This is a genomic window from Alteromonas sp. M12, from assembly GCF_037478005.1.
Classification (GTDB): Bacteria; Pseudomonadota; Gammaproteobacteria; order Enterobacterales; family Alteromonadaceae; genus Aliiglaciecola; species Aliiglaciecola lipolytica_A.
The window spans coordinates 1,916,670-1,932,412 of record NZ_CP144164.1 but is presented as its reverse complement, the minus strand read 5'-3'; the positions used below and the strand labels follow the sequence as shown (position 1 = coordinate 1,932,412).

At 39.4% G+C, this 15,743-nt stretch carries 14 protein-coding genes; 3 read left to right on the top strand and 11 right to left on the bottom strand.

The window, feature by feature from the left end; all coding sequences use genetic code 11:
* The first annotated feature begins 15 nt into the window (after positions 1-15).
* Together VUI23_RS08325 and VUI23_RS08320 are read left to right on the top strand one after the other, a co-directional pair.
* Positions 16-696 (top strand): Fe2+-dependent dioxygenase, encoded by a 681-nt coding sequence (locus tag VUI23_RS08325; protein ID WP_216047409.1) that lies wholly within the window; start codon positions 16-18, stop codon positions 694-696.
* 256 nt (positions 697-952) lie between these two features.
* Positions 953-1,633: a response regulator transcription factor gene (locus tag VUI23_RS08320; RefSeq protein WP_216047408.1), complete on the top strand. Its 681-nt coding sequence runs from the start codon at positions 953-955 to the stop codon at positions 1,631-1,633.
* A 62-nt stretch (positions 1,634-1,695) separates the two neighbouring features.
* On the opposite strand, the gene VUI23_RS08315 is transcribed toward VUI23_RS08320, so the two are convergent.
* The 5 genes from VUI23_RS08315 to VUI23_RS08295 form a co-directional block, all read right to left on the bottom strand.
* Positions 1,696-2,472, bottom strand: coding sequence for a CsgG/HfaB family protein (locus VUI23_RS08315; protein WP_216047407.1), 777 nt, complete (start codon positions 2,470-2,472; stop codon positions 1,696-1,698).
* A 1-nt stretch (position 2,473) separates the two neighbouring features.
* Positions 2,474-2,920, bottom strand: coding sequence for a curli assembly protein CsgF (locus VUI23_RS08310; protein WP_342807762.1), 447 nt, complete (start codon positions 2,918-2,920; stop codon positions 2,474-2,476).
* 4 nt (positions 2,921-2,924) lie between these two features.
* The gene (locus tag VUI23_RS08305) at positions 2,925-3,254 is read right to left on the bottom strand and encodes a curli production assembly/transport protein CsgE (protein WP_216047406.1); all 330 of its coding nucleotides are present in this window, start codon (positions 3,252-3,254) and stop codon (positions 2,925-2,927) included.
* 183 nt (positions 3,255-3,437) lie between these two features.
* Positions 3,438-4,901, bottom strand: coding sequence for a curlin (locus VUI23_RS08300; RefSeq protein WP_342807760.1), 1,464 nt, complete (start codon positions 4,899-4,901; stop codon positions 3,438-3,440).
* Between the two features lie 30 nt (positions 4,902-4,931).
* Complete coding sequence (locus VUI23_RS08295) at positions 4,932-5,423, bottom strand: curlin subunit CsgB (RefSeq protein ID WP_342807758.1); 492 nt, start codon at positions 5,421-5,423, stop codon at positions 4,932-4,934.
* A 435-nt stretch (positions 5,424-5,858) separates the two neighbouring features.
* Between VUI23_RS08295 and VUI23_RS08290 the strand changes: the two genes are divergently transcribed.
* Positions 5,859-8,360: a S8 family serine peptidase gene (locus VUI23_RS08290; protein ID WP_216047403.1), complete on the top strand. Its 2,502-nt coding sequence runs from the start codon at positions 5,859-5,861 to the stop codon at positions 8,358-8,360.
* A 91-nt stretch (positions 8,361-8,451) separates the two neighbouring features.
* On the opposite strand, the gene VUI23_RS08285 is transcribed toward VUI23_RS08290, so the two are convergent.
* From VUI23_RS08285 to VUI23_RS08260, 6 genes are all read right to left on the bottom strand, one after another.
* The gene (locus VUI23_RS08285; protein WP_342807756.1) at positions 8,452-9,216 is read right to left on the bottom strand and encodes a sulfite exporter TauE/SafE family protein; all 765 of its coding nucleotides are present in this window, start codon (positions 9,214-9,216) and stop codon (positions 8,452-8,454) included.
* A gap of 73 nt (positions 9,217-9,289) precedes the next feature.
* Positions 9,290-10,276, bottom strand: coding sequence for an aldo/keto reductase (locus VUI23_RS08280; RefSeq protein WP_216047401.1), 987 nt, complete (start codon positions 10,274-10,276; stop codon positions 9,290-9,292).
* 209 nt (positions 10,277-10,485) lie between these two features.
* Entirely contained in the window at positions 10,486-11,121 is a 636-nt protein-coding gene (locus tag VUI23_RS08275; protein ID WP_303499653.1) for a glutathione S-transferase family protein, read from the bottom strand.
* A gap of 199 nt (positions 11,122-11,320) precedes the next feature.
* Positions 11,321-12,151: a prephenate dehydratase domain-containing protein gene (locus VUI23_RS08270; protein WP_216047399.1), complete on the bottom strand. Its 831-nt coding sequence runs from the start codon at positions 12,149-12,151 to the stop codon at positions 11,321-11,323.
* Between the two features lie 141 nt (positions 12,152-12,292).
* On the bottom strand, positions 12,293-14,308 hold the full coding sequence (locus tag VUI23_RS08265; protein ID WP_342807754.1) for an extracellular solute-binding protein: 2,016 nt from the start codon (positions 14,306-14,308) through the stop codon (positions 12,293-12,295).
* Positions 14,309-14,417: 109 nt separating this feature from the next.
* On the bottom strand, positions 14,418-15,590 hold the full coding sequence (locus VUI23_RS08260; protein WP_216047398.1) for a mechanosensitive ion channel family protein: 1,173 nt from the start codon (positions 15,588-15,590) through the stop codon (positions 14,418-14,420).
* Positions 15,591-15,743: the final 153 nt, after the last annotated feature.

Genomic DNA, 15,743 nt, shown 5'->3' with positions numbered 1-15,743 from the left:
AAGAAGGAAATAACAATGGTTGTGATTGAACAACTTCTATCTCAAGGTGAGGTGAATGTTTACCGTCAAGTGCTAAATGAATTGCAATGGCAAGACGGCGGAACTACAGCTAAAGGAATGGCAAGTTCAGTAAAACACAACACCCAAGCAGATCCCGAAGATGCAAATGTGCGCCAATTGGTTAATAGCCTCTTAGCGCGCATGGGCGAAACCCCAGAATTGGTTTCTGCTGCCCTTCCCCAACATATTTTCCCGCCTTGTTTTAATCGTTATGAGAGGCAACAACAATACGGTTTTCATGTTGATGCTGCCATTATGCGGATCCCAAACAGTCAAACAGTGATGCGCAGTGATTTGTCGATGACGTTATTCTTAAGTGACCCCAAAGAATATGAAGGTGGCGAATTAATCATTACAACCGAGTTCGGTGAACAAGCAGTGAAATTACAAGCTGGTGATGCGGTGTTATATCCCTCAAGCAGTTTACATAAAGTGACGCAGGTAACGAAAGGTGTAAGGCTAGCAGCAATCACTTGGATACAAAGTATGGTAGCTGACGTGAGCTTACGCCAGTCTCTTTATCAGCTAGATAGGACCATCCAAGTATTAATGCAAAATGACACTATCAATCGTGCAGAATTAGATAGTTTACACAACGTTTACCACAATCTTATTCGACAAAATGCGCAAATTTAAGGGCTTGTAAATAGCCCTTAAATTAGTCTAATTTTTTACTAATGAAAACGAATAGAAAGCGAACGAGTAGCTAAGTAACTAATTTAATTTACTTTATTTTAACAATTCCGTTTTGTACGAAATTCAAACAAACGCAGGTATATATTTTTTACCGAGAATTCTTGCGCTTCTGAGCCCTTGTATGTATTCTAATCGTTACACTACCGTAAAGTGTCATAATAAAAAGAGAGTAAACTCTCAAAAAGGACTCTGGGTTATGCAAGGAAATAGAGCGTTTGTAATTTCTCCACAAAAAGACGATATTAGCAAAAAACGGCATTGTAAATTAAACCATTTTTTAGACCTCGTTGATGCATGTGGTTTTGACTTGCAGGTTGGTAGCTTTTGCCCCAAATCTGATTATATTGCGTCCTTCGACGTTATATTTGTTGATTGTAAGTCAATTAACAAAAGTTCAATTCAGCAAGTTCCGGTTCTAAAATATAAAAACCTAATCAAAATTATTTTCTTTAATTCAACGAATAATTTGGACTTCGAAATTGCTGCCATCAAGCAAGGGGTCACCGGTATATTTTACGCTGACGACAAATTAGAAAATGTCATAAAAGGCATTAACACCATTAAACAAGACAGGAAATGGTTTCGCAGAAATGCGCTAGAATTGTTAATTAACGAAATGTTAAATGATGCCAATTTTTCCAATGAAATAGTCGATAGAAGTCAAACAGGATTCTGGCAGCAGTCATTAACCAAACGCGAACAAACTATTGTCAAATACATAAGCCAAGGTGCTCAAAACCAAGAAATAGCTGACCAACTTCACATAAGCGTCAATACAGTGAAAACTCACATTTATAGTATTTTTAGAAAAACTAATTGCAGAAACAGAGTGGAGCTAATTACTTGGTCTAGGCAAACAACAGAAACAGCCTGCTAGGCTGTTTCATTTGTTCATTTAACTTTAACGGGCGGCGGCTCGCAAATTTAAGATATGAATAACTAGGCTCGCGCTTTCCAAACCCCTTTATCAATGCCTTTTAACACCAACTCAGAAATTGCCTTTTCAATGCTTTGTTGAACACAGGTAAACATAGGTTCATTGGTAGTATAACCTGCTTCAATTTCCGCTAAACGTTTATAACTGATATAACGGAATAGACCAGCTCGAATCTCTTTGCTGAGTACTTTTTTACTTGTTGATACTGACACTAAGACTTGTCCTGTGCGAACATCAATCGCCCTCATGTAAACGGAGATTTGATCCTCTCTAAATAATTCAGACGCATTAATCCCAAAATACTCCGCGCCAAACCCACCTGTCTTAATGTTAGAGTCATAACTAATTATTCCTCCCTCAATGATAATTTTAGCCGTGGTTAATGGTGGTAATTCGGTACTTTCATTTGTGTTGTTATCCCCTTGTATCGCCGCCCTTACGATTTTCCTTTCGGTTAAAATATTCTGCAAGCCTTCCCGCTCCACCGGTAAAAACCAATCCGTTTCACTTAGTGCCTGCATTAAAATAGAGGTTGCACCTTGAGTAACAGCGGTACTAAATGAGCTGGCGCCAGTGCTTGGTTTATATTGCCCTGTTTGGTCTCTGAACGCGTAAACGGAAACGGGTATAGAACCAAAAGGTTTAGGTAAGCCTTTAAGCTCTTTCAAGGTGGCTGAATCTTCGATTACTATTGCCTGTTCAGTGCCAGGCGGAATGATATTTTTGAAGGAGCTACAACCAGTTAATAATAGTGCGATTAATACAACATAATACTTCATATTATCCGAACCTTGGAATTTCGACGATTGTTATCTCATCAGTTATTATATTGGTAATTTCTACAACAATACTGTCAGGATTGCTGGTTATTAATTCAACTTGAAATTCACCGCTCATAAAAATGGAGTCTTCAGAAAAAATACTTTCGATGGGATCGCCATTCTCGTCATAACTCACTTCACCGAATGCCAAATCGGTAACTTCCCGCACGATCCTATTGATATATGCGCGTTCTAACGAATCTTGCAAACTTTCAGCGTATGTCCGTTCACTACTTGATGCGGTATGGGTATTTTGTGCATTTGCTTTACTTAGCAGGTAACTGCCATTTAATGGACTGCCGCCGAAACTTGGATTAATCGGTTCGTAAACTAATTCGGTCGCTAATATTGGTGAGGAGAATACCCCCACGAGAAAAGTAATATTAAGTATTTTATTTTTTTTCATATTTTCACCATTCATCATCAGCAAGGTCAGGGTTATCTTGAGTCGTGCCTGCTCGAGATAAAGCATCGACTAATAAAACAACCGCAACTTCAACTCGTTGCTTGATTGGGGTTTGTCTGCGCCCCATATAAGTTTGATAAATTGTTTTGTTATCAAACTGCACTGTTAATTTTGTCCCTGCCTGTGGAACAATAATTTCTTTAATTTGAACATTTTGGCCAAATGTATTGGGGATATCACGCCAATATTTACCAAACTCATTAGCAAACTCATGACCTTGGCGACTGATTGTATTGTCTAGTAATAGACCACTTAGCGCGAAGTCATCGGCCATGACGTAATCAGATTTGAAAATTGTTAGACTAACAATTAACAAGGTTCGGCTTATTAAGGTGACTATTTTTTTTGACAGTAGTGTTACCACGTTTTTATTTATCAACTGTATTTGTATAGAAAAACCAGCGTAATTTAGCGCATAACAGTAGGGGGAATTATCCCCCTATTGTTAGTCTAACTATTACAGCTGAGTAATTGAGGCAACATTATAATCACCTACTTGACTGACGGAAATACTACCTCCCGTACCACTCATACTGCCAGTTACCAGGTTATCATTACCGACTTGAGAAATAGACAGACTCATACCGTCACCAGTAATTGTCATAGCCAATGCTTCCTCACCAACGATCCAGTTGTCATTACCCTCTTGTAATATATCAATAGAATTGTCAGAACCATCAATCAGTAAATCCAACACGTTTAGATCACCAGATTGGGCAACATCTAATGTATTTAAATGACTATCATTGCTGCCACCGAGACGAATTACCGCATCATTTTGATTACCCATTTGTTCAGCATTGATTGTGTTTGCGTCTGCGTAATAACCACTCACTCCATCTTCGCCAACACCAGCTTCGGCTAACAGCGTATTTTCATCACCTTGCTGCGAAATAGAAACTTCATTGTCGAAACCGTCGAAGTTAACTGTGCTGGCAAGGTTAAGATCACCATTTTGGAAGACCGAAAAGTCATTAGATCCGCCTATAGAACCTGTGTAACCAATATTTCCATAACCAATTTGAGTAATCTCGTAATCGCTACTGTCTCCAAGATTATCTATATTCGCTTCATTAAGGGTACCCATTTGAGTGACTTCTGCACTTGAACCATCACCTTCAAATATACCCAATTCAGCATAGTTATCATCACCTGATTGTTCAAAATCTATAGTATTGTCGTCACCATAAACATAGCCGTAGATACGGTTATAATCACCATCAGATTCTAGTCTAACGTCATTGTCATTACCTGTGATTTCAGCGATATCGGCAACGTTATAATAACCGCCTTGATATACCTCAACTTCGTTTCCGTCCCCTACAAGGGTTCTAATATATGATTCTTGCCAATCTTCAGTTTGAGTAATTTCAACTTCGTTATCAAAACCTGTTATAGAGTTATTCGCCCAGTTACCACCATCGCCTTGGTCAACAACTAAAAGGTTACCATCACCTGTAATATCATTAATTGAACGATTGAAAATAAAGCCAAATGGACCACCATCGCCCATTTGCGAAATTTCTACTTCATTGAAACTTCCTTCGATAACGATTTCAGCGTCATTCTCAATGCCATTTTGATAGAGTTCTACGGCATTTTCATCTCCGGTGATTACACCGTAAATGATATTACCGTCACCAAATTGTTCAGCGTCGACCATGTTTGCATCACCCACTATGGTGACATCAAGGCCATTAAAGTCGCCTTCTTGCATTAACAAAGCTTCATTACCCACTGCATTACCAACAGGGGCTGATTGGGTTAAATTAATGACATTACCGACGGCCGCAATCATGAAATCAGATTGCACGGAAGGGTTATCATCTTTAATTGCGGTTTGTGCATTAGCAATGCTAACTTGCCCAGCTAGTACTGCTAAAATAATAGAACTGGCTACTGTCGTTTTTCTAAACTTCATTTTATTCTCCATGAGTAATTGCAAACACCTTTACTTCTTATATTGGGTAATGTTTACAACCATATCGTTACCAATTTGATGAACAATGAAACTTTGCTCACCTAATTGGTTTATATTTGCCAAATTAAAATCACCTTGTTGCACAACTTCTAGCAAGTTTTCATCACCGCTTTGCACTAAATCAACGTAGTTTCCAACGCCTATTTGTGTGATGTCAGCATAGTTGCCATTACCATGCTGTGTAACATTTATGAGATTTGAAGAATTGGCAGCCTGAATTATATGTGTTGTGTTGTGTACGCCGTATTGGTCAATCACTAACATGCTTTGCGATGCGTTGGAATTGACGGTACGAGCAAGACTTAAAGTCAGAGGAGAGTCTATTAGGTCTAGAGAGTCTTGTTGTGAAAAGCACGCAAAGGATGAAATGAATAAAGCGCTTCCTAAAAACACAGATCCCAAATTTTTGAGGGAGTGAACACTCCATTGTCTGTGATTCTTATTGATAGGGCTTCCAATCATCTATTACTACTCCTTTAACACTACAATTTCGGCTCTGAAACCTGCGATTGACTTTAAACCCAACTCACTACTCAGTGCTATAGCCCTAAAGTTGTATTTATATTTACTTTAAAATTCAAATAGTTAGATGCATTCCAAACTTGACCAAATCAGCCTGTTAGCACTTTAGTGCTAGTAAAATGCATAAGCTTTAAATTGGCAGGTGACAGTTACCTTTTTGAAACTAACCCTTTAGTACTAGTATTATAAAATCGCCCAATATTCTTACCAAAAAAGTTGTATTTTTACCGTTTTTGATGGAAAAGCCATATTGAATAGCGTTAATGTGACTGAGTTGTGTAAATGTAAGACTCATTGTTTTGTTGTTTGGAGAATCTGTAACCGTCGCTTAGCCAATAGCTAAGTTTGTTTGTGTTTATTTAGGATTCTTTAATTATGAAAGCCAAACTTTCTGCGATCACACTGGCGCTGCTACCAGCGCTGGCTGCTACAAATGTGCATGCTGCAAATAGCCATGCATATAAATCAGATTCAGTAATTGTTGTCTATAAAGACGGCGTTTCTGCGAGCCAAAAGAAATCGGCAAGAGCCGGAGTTGCTGCACGTATAACAGATTTAAACAGAGATGAAATTGACGACCGTTTTTCTCATCTAATGAATGGTCGAATAGCGAAATTAAAACTAGCCGGTAAATCAGTTAAATCCGCACTCGAAACACTTAGGGCTAACCCAGCCGTTTTATACGCTGAACCAAACTACATTATAAGTAAAGCCGCACTTATTCCAGACGATCCCGACTTTGGTTCATTGTGGGGATTAAATAATACCGGACAAAGCGGCGGCATAGAAGATGCTGATATCGATGCCCCTGAGGCTTGGGATATTACCACCGGAGATAGCAGTATCGTAATCGGTGTTATTGATACTGGTGTTGATTATTTACATGAAGATCTAACCGATAATATGTGGATGAATCCAGGCGAAATCGCCGATGATGGTATCGATAACGACGGCAATGGCTATGTCGACGATATATATGGTATTGATACGGTTAATGGCGATTCTGATCCTATGGATGATCAAGGACATGGTTCACACGTATCAGGAACCATTGGTGCAACCGGTAATAATGGTGTTGGTGTAGTTGGTGTTAACCACGAAGTGTCAATTGCTGGATGTAAATTCCTTGCTGCAGACGGATTTGGTGAAACCGCAGGTGCGATCGAGTGTATCGATTATTTTGTTTCTCTTAAAGATGCAGGTGTAAACGTACGTGCACTTAACAATAGTTGGGGCGGCGGTCCTTTCAGCCAAGCATTAAAAGATTCAATTACAGCCGCAGGTGATGCCGACATTTTATTTGTGGCCGCGGCGGGTAACGATGGTACAGACAATGATATCACCCCACACTACCCTTCGAATTATGATAACGATAATATTCTAGCAGTGGCAAGTGTTAACCGTACAGATGGCGATTCTGGCTATTCTTATGGTTTAACTTCCGTTGATATGGCCGCGCCAGGCAGTGCAATTTTATCCACTACACCAGGTAATGGATATTCCAGTTATTCAGGCACATCAATGGCCACGCCACATGTTGCCGGAGCTGCTGCATTAGTGTGGTCTTTAAATCCTGATTTAACGGCCCTTGAAATGAAAGAGTTGTTAATGACCACTGGTGACGATAATGCAGTCATGCAAGGACGAACCGTAACAGGCAAGCGCCTCAATGTTCACCAAGCACTATTAGATGCAGATCCTACTCCAGGCTTTAAATTTAGTGTCAGCCCAGTGAATCTAGAAATCACCGCAGGCGAAAGTGCAATATATACTTTCGAAGTCGGTAGTATTTCTGATTGGGAAGGCGAAGTTAGCCTATCTCTTACTGATACTTCCGGTTTAGGTGTGTTATCGGCTACCACTGTTGAACCAGGTGACACCTTCACCCTCACAGTTGACACCTTAGACGATACTCCTTATGGCGATTATGAATTTACGGTAACTGGTACCAGTGGCGACATTGTTAAAGAGAAAACCTTAGGTTTATTTGTATTCCCTCAAGGCCTAAACGATTTCGTATACAGTAATAACACTTCCATACCAACTCTTCCTAACGAAGAAGATCCAGATGATATTGGTATTGATTCTGTTATAACTATTGCAGATCCATTGACAGTGTTTGGCACCAGTACGTTTGTGAATATCAGCCACACCTATAGAGGAGATTTAGTCCTAACACTCACCTCGCCTGCAGGAACATCTACTGTATTGACTGCCAATACCGGCGGCAGTGAAGATGACATTGTAGAGAGCTTCGAATCTAGTGCATTTGATGGTGAAGTAGCTACTGGTGACTGGACCTTGAATGTCTTAGACATTTATAACGGCGACAACGGCACACTTAACAGTTGGGAATTAACCATTACTGGTGTCGGAGAAGTTGCAATAGCGCCACCAGTTGCAGCCTTCAGTTATGAATCCGATGGTTTACAAGCGACCTTTACAAATGAAAGTACTGATGTAAATAATGACATCGTAAGCTACCTTTGGGACTTTGGTGATGGCAGCACATCGGTAGATGTAAATCCTGTCCACATATTCCCAGCAACGGGCAGTTATGAGGTTTCGTTGACGACTACTGACTCAGAAGGTCAATCCGATACGGTAGTGCAATCTGTAGCTGTTTCCAGTGTTGATATCGAGTTAGAAGTAGATAGATCTTATATGTCACGCTTCGGGAATTTGCGTATCGACCTGTCTTACACTGGTTCTAGCGCAGATATGGTAGATGTCTATCGAAATGGTGTGCTATTAGAAACGGTAGAGAATACCGGTGTGTATCGTGACAGAGAACGTAGAGTCTCAGGCACTACCTTTGTTTACATGATCTGTGATGAAACCACGGCATGTTCTGAAGAGGTCACGGTTTCGTTTTAACCATTAATTAAGTCAACTATAAGCCCCGTTTTCGGGGCTTTTTTACATATGTAGATTAATAAAGCAGGGTAATTTACCCACCTTAACAAACCTAAAGGTCCTGAAGTATACTCATCCCAGCTTGCCAAATTAGCTGGACAGACATAAGCGTGAGGACTATTTTAAAAATGAACTTGAAGCGTTCTGCTGGGAGCCTTTTAAGCAGTTTGATACCAAGCCAAGTCCCAATTGTTCCACTCAAGACCATGGCAATAATTAATGGAAGCCAATCCCAAAAAGCGAACCCTATCGCTCCAAACACCAACGCTTTAAGACAGTGTTGAAATGTCATACAGGTTGAAAATGTTGCTGTAAAACGCAGTTTGTCATAATTATTCATGTACATGTAACTGCCGACTAGCGGACCACTTGCGCCAACAAACATCGACAAAAACGTTGTTACAATCCCGGCAATTATTCTTCCTAATGTAGAAGTCTCTTTGATCGTCGGAGTGGTTGCCCACAATAAATATATGACAAATACCCCTAACAATAACTTCATTAATGTTAGCGGTAATTGGGTGACCACAAATGAAGCTGAAAAAGCGCCTATAACTGCACCTAACGAAAAATAAAGCAGCATTTTTCGGTCAAGATATCGGTAGGTTAATATTGCTCTATTAGCATTTGAGCCGAGTTGCACTAAACCATGAACCGGTATGACGGCAGACATCGGCATAATAGCCGCCATCACTACTAACAAAAAAAGCCCCCCACCCGCACCAAAACCGGCGGTGACAAACGAAGTAAAACCCGCGACTATTATTAGTAGTACGCAAAGTGTGGGCGTTAAAAAATCGTTAGCAATAAAATCCATATGTTATTTCACCACAATGAATACCATGAAGATGGATTACTAAACTAATTAATCTGCGCTGCATGAATTAATGTTAAAACTCTTCAGTATCAATTTCTAATTGCGTCGCAACCGGATAACGGCCACCAGCAATCTTACTTGGTTCAAAAATCTTCTCTAGTTTAATTAGCTCTTCTGGTGTTAGGACGATTTTAGAGGCTCGCATATTTTCCTTTAAATGAGCTATTTGTGTAGTGCCTGGAATGGGCAACACATGTGGTCCTTGGTGCAATAACCAGGCGAGACTTAATTGCGATAGAGTGCATTCATGTTCTTCAGCGATAGTCCGTAATTGCTCAAGTAGATTCAAATTTTTCGATAAGTTTTCTGATTGAAAACGAGGCATGTTTTTTCGAATATCATTGTCTAAAAAACCACTCGAATCGGTAATATCACCACTTAAAAATCCTCGCGCTAAAGGTGAAAATGCCACAAAGGCCGTTCCTAATTCTAAACAGGTTTCTAAACAGGCTATTTCAGGGTTGCGGGTCCACAATGAGTATTCGGCTTGTAGCGCTGAAATAGGATGTTCTGCATGGGCTTTTCTTAGGGTGACGGCTGATACTTCAGACAAACCAATCCCTTTTATTTTACCTTCGGTAACTAAACGAGAAAGTTCTCCAACACTTTCTTCAATGGGAATACTTTTATCCCAGCGGTGCAAATAGTATAAATCCAACACATCAGTTTGCAGACTTAAAAGAGACTGCTCAATAGTTTCCCTTATTGCTTTAGGGCTACCATCAATTATTCGCTTGCCATTGATTCCCCGCATACCACATTTACTGGCCAAGAAAATTCGTTCACGATGAGGTTTAAGCACCTTACCTACCAGCTTTTCATTATTGCCAAAACCGTAGAGAGCTGCGGTATCAAAATGAGTAACTCCTAGCTCTAGGGCTTTTTCTAATAATCCTATAGCTTCAGTTTCCGCTGGCGGAGTACCATATGCATGACTTAAATTCATGCACCCTAAACCAATTTCAGATACCCAAGTCCCTACTATACTTCGTTGTTTCATATACCCGTTTTAACTCCATATAATTTCTGTATTTAGTCGATTTCCTCAATTAAACAACAGATAATTTCGACTCACCACCAAACCAAGAATACCTTGATGCATCAATCTTCATACAATATCAACAGATAGACGAAATGATGTTGAATTTGAGCAACTCTTAAACGTTTGCCAGTAGTGATTAAAAGTAAAATATCCCAGTCTAGTTTTCTTTAAAAATTAGCAAGCTTCTCTTTGTTTAAGGCATTTATAACAGAGTCGCGTTTAAGCATTTTTTCGGTGTGATGGGCTAAATTGGGTAAAGTTGCTAAGCTAAACTCGCAGCGCTGCAATCTTGAAATAATCCAAAAGATATAGGCATCCACCGCACTCCATTGTTCTCCATACCACCAATTTCCTGCCGCTAATCTTTGCTCTACCCAAGCCAATGAATCCATTAGCGCCTCAAGCGCTTTTGCTTTCACGCTCGGCATGCCGTTTTCATCTGCAAAAAATGCGGGGATACAAAATCGAGTGACCAACGGATGTATAGTGGATGAACAAAAACATAGATCGGATATTTGTTGATATTCTGCTAAGCCAGAATCCACCTTAGGCAACAGATTAGCTTCAGGGAATCGTTCGCTAATATATTTTATAATCATTGGATTTTCAGTCAAAACCTGACTTTCAACGGCCAGAGCTGGGACTTTTGATTTTGGATTGATTTGCTTAAATTCCGCTGATTTGTGCTCTGCTTTCATTAAGTTCACCCAATGAATATCGTATTTTGCCTTCGCCTCTTCTAACAAAATCAAAGACACTCTCGAGCAACTTCCTGGCATCGCAAATAACGTTATCTCAGACATATATTACCTATGTTAATCAGACTTAGAATTGCAATTATCAGATGATGATAATTACACGCATTTAATTGCCCCGCAGTTATTGTGAAATGGCTGTGTATGTAATAGATATTTACCAGCCTCTTGGCAATAAAACATGACTAAACATACCTATAATCTAAACTGCTTGGTAACCCCTCAAAACCAGGTCTATAACAAAGCGTCAACTCAGACTTTTCGCCTTTTTGTAAGAACCAAGCAATTTGAGATTGTTGGTTTTACCGATTTCAGATAGTGCCTCGGCAACAATCGGATCATCAATATTACCGTCGAAATCAATAAAAAAATGGTACTTACCAAATGTTTTCCGTGTGGGACGAGAAATTATTGAGGTTAGATTGATATTTCGTTTAGAAAACGAAAGTAAAACTTCCCCCAAATATCCGGGATGATCATGGTCATCAAGGACGATCAGGCTGGTTTTATCGGCTTCTTCTGGTGTAGGTTGTACCGTTTTTGACATGACTAGAAATCGGGTTTGATTATTTTTATAGTCGTTAACTTCCTCAACCACCAATGGAAAATCACTTTTGCGGTAAGAGGTTGATGGAACAATAGCCGCACTCGGTATTTCTGAGTCTTTAAATCGATTTAACGATTCAATATTACTATCTGTGGTGACAATTTTTGCATTGCTAAGCCCATCTAAAAACTCAAAACATTGTCCACGAGCAACAAACTGCACGTACAATTGTTGAATGTCAGATAACGCATTAGCATTACTGATCATAGAAAACTTGATGGGCAGTATAATCTCGCTGACCACATGTAAGTCAGCAGCAATGAGTTCATCAAGAACAAGTGCGATAAAGCCTTCCGAAAAGTTTTCGATGGGAATAATACCAATATCACAGCTATTACCGATTTCTGCGAGCGTACCCACAATCGTTGGAAAATACTCCACTTGATAGATATCAGATTGATTGGCGGTATAAATACCTGTGGCCATGTCACAGAATGTGCCTGGAGGGCCTAAAGTCGCTATTTTTTTCATAACATCTTGTTCTTAATACAAGAAACCGATTGTACACGTTCCGGATACGTCGCAACAGTAGCTGATAAACTTTTAGCTGCCGAATAGGCGATTTAAGCAGGAAATTTTAGTGAAGGAATCTCATCTAAGTTGTATTTAGGATTAATAGTAACCCGATATCCGCATTTGTTTATCAACCAAGTCTTGACTTTGTTTTAACGCAGACTCTACTGTAAGTTCTTTTTTCAACGCTTTTTCTAGCAACATACCAACTTGATCTCCCATTGATGTAAATTCAGCAATAGGTACAAATTGTACTCCCAAATAAGGACTGGGCTGGAACGTAGAATGATACAAATCGATGTTATTGATGGTGTCAATTACGACAGGCGCAAAGGGTGCAGCTTGCAAATATTCAGGTTTTTTATATATTGACTTGCGAGTCCCTTGGGGAATGGATTGCCAACCATATTTTGCAGCGACTAACTGAATGTATTCGGCCGAAGTGGCCCACTGTGCAAACTTAAGGGCCGCATCCTTATTTGACGCAGAACTTGGTATTGCTAACGACCACGTCCATAACCAATTAGAACCATTCTTATATTTAGCTATGGGAGCATTGGCCATTTGGATATTTTGGCTAAACGTCGACTGAGTCGAATTAACCAAAGAACTCGCGGCAATTGAGGCATCAACCCAAATAGCACATTTTCCTTTTAGGAATAAATCTAGGTTTTCAATATAATTATTTTCCACAGCATTGGGGGGACCAAATTTGGTAAGCAAATCCACATACATAGAAACTGCGTTGTGCCACTCTTTCGACTCAATTTGAGGACGCCAATTTAAGTCAAACCAACTACCTCCATAGCTATTTACCATAGTAGTGATCAATGCCAGATTTGAACCCCAACCACCTTTACCTCGCAGACAAATACCGTAAATACCTTTTTCAGGTGCATTTAGTTTATTGGCAAATTCATATATTTGATTAAACGTAGGCTGTTTTGGCATAACAATATCAGCTTGTTTAAATAAGTCTGAACGGTAATAGGTTACCGAGGACTCAGCATAAAAAGGCAGGGCAAAAAGTTGTTTGTCTACAGAGACATCGTTTTTCACACTATCAACTATGTCGTCTAAACCATATTCTTCAGGCAATGAATCGATCGGCGCAATCCAGCCATTTTTTGCCCAGATGGGTATTTCATAAGAACCAATGGTCATAACATCAAACTGCCCTGCAGAAATAGCTAGATCAGTTAACAACCTCTTGCGTAACACACCTTCATCTAACACTTTCCATTCAAGTTGCACATCAGGATTATCCAACTCGAAATGAGAAGAAAGGTCTTTTAAAATCAGCATGTCAGCATTATTCACCGTACCTATCACTAATTTTTGATTTTGAAGATCCTTATCTATCTCTTTAGGTGAAGACGAAAAACCATGCCTGGCCAAAATATTGGCAAATCGACCATCAGCAATCATCGATGCTAAACCTTGATTAAATAAATTCACCCACCTCTGTGCATTCGAATTACTTTTTGTAAAGGCTATATGAAACTCTTTGTCTACAAGTGGAGGGTAAACAAATTCTAATTTTCCAATCATATGAGGACGGTGCGACACGATTAGATGACCAGCGCTGTATTTATCGATTAGCGCAAAATCAATGCGTCGGGCGAACAACTTATCAATATTGATTAAATTATTTGAGACGTATTGCTTACTTAGAAAATGAGTTTGGTCAACCAAGTGTTCAGAAGCGCTTCCGCGAACCAAACCAAAATGGTATTTACTCAAGCCTTGCAATGTTTCATTGACACTATTATTTTTATCAATCACAACAGAAGTTGCAGTATCTTTGCGTTTTAAAAGGCCAATGACATCCCCTGGGAAAGGAGCAGAATATAAAAAAGTCTGAGAAAGAGTATCACTGAAATAAACCGGCAAAATTCCATCGACCTTGCCTTCAGCAGCAAGTTTCTGAGCCCTCGCTGCAGGATAATAAACAAACTCAACATGAACGTCTTTTCTTGCGAATGCTTCAGTAACAATTTGATGCACGTAGCCTTGATTGGGTAAGTTTATTCCAAGGTAAGGTTCGTGTTCTTGTGCAGCTAGCAATAATAGTTCTTTAGCTCCTGCCACGCTCATAAAGAATAGACACAACACACAGCTGACCTTAAAAATCTTAAGATACAAAAAGGAAAGATATGTACGTTGCATGCTCTTCAATTAGGATGACTCCTTTTATCCATCAACACAAAATTTAATATTCAATTTAAAGTATATTTTGTCCCTGTTCCGGGTCCCTTGCCGAATTAGCTTGTTCACGAATAGTATCTGCATCACTACTCAAATCATCTATATGTTCTGTCCCTTGCTCTTCGCTTTCTATTCTAGTAGATAGAGATTGATTATCCAATTTACTTTCCTGTTTTTTCAAACGCTTATTGGTTTTTTGGCCACTCTGCTGGCTTTCTTGAGATTCGGAAATCACCTGCTCTGCGCCGATTAATTTAACACCTTCAGGAAAAATAACTTCTCGTGCATCATCGGGCATACTAATACCCGCTTTTTCAAACTCACTTAATATGGTTCTCATCAATAACGACGATACTTTTAACAAACTGTGTTGATGCGTATTAATCCAAAAATACACTTTAAGGTTAATTGTTGAAGAGGCTAGATTATCCACTAAAACTTGGGGTTCGGGATCATCTAACACTGCTTCGGTGATTTGCAACACTGTCATTGCTAACTTTTGCGCATCTACAACACTTGAATCATAACCAACACCAATAACAAAGTTGCCTCGTGAATTAGGGTTAGCACTCACATTTCTTATGACATTTTTATAAACTGTCGAATTGGGTATTTGAATATGATCTCCGTCAAAATCTAATAGTGTGGTTGCTCTAGCGGTTACCTGTTTTACCACTCCAATTCGGTTATCAACTTCAATAATATCGCCTATTTTAAATGGCTTTTGAATACTCAATAACAAACTAGAAATAAAGTTTTCAGCGATATCTTTAAATGCAAAACCGATGATTAAACCAACCACTCCTGTGCCACTTAAAATTGCCACAGCGAATTCACTCAAACCTGCGAAACGCAGAAAGATATAAGTTCCCAACAGAATAATAAGTAATTGAAAAATTCGACGAATGACTACTCTGATAAGTAAACTAGAACTCATGTATGAAAGAGGCTTGAGCATTAACTCTGAGATATAACGAGACGAGAGATAGAAAACGATAAAAATTGCCAAACCAAAAATCACCGAGGGCAATCCTTGCAGGAATTCTAGCCAATAGGACTGAATTTCATCCCAGATAACATTTGATTCTTCTACGATTGTTGGAGGTGGACCAAGATCGCTTTGCGCGTGGAGCTGTGGACACACTACAGCGAATAAGAATAAAGCCCTGTAAGCCCATATTTTTAGCATAAAAAATTCACACCCCATTAAAAAATGAACTCAAATAGGACTCTACACTACGTCCTTCTCGTGTGTATGAACAACATATTCAATACCGATAAGCCATGGTTTTAAAAAGCACTAATTGTTGTTGTCAGTAAAAGCACGAGCTAAATAGCGATA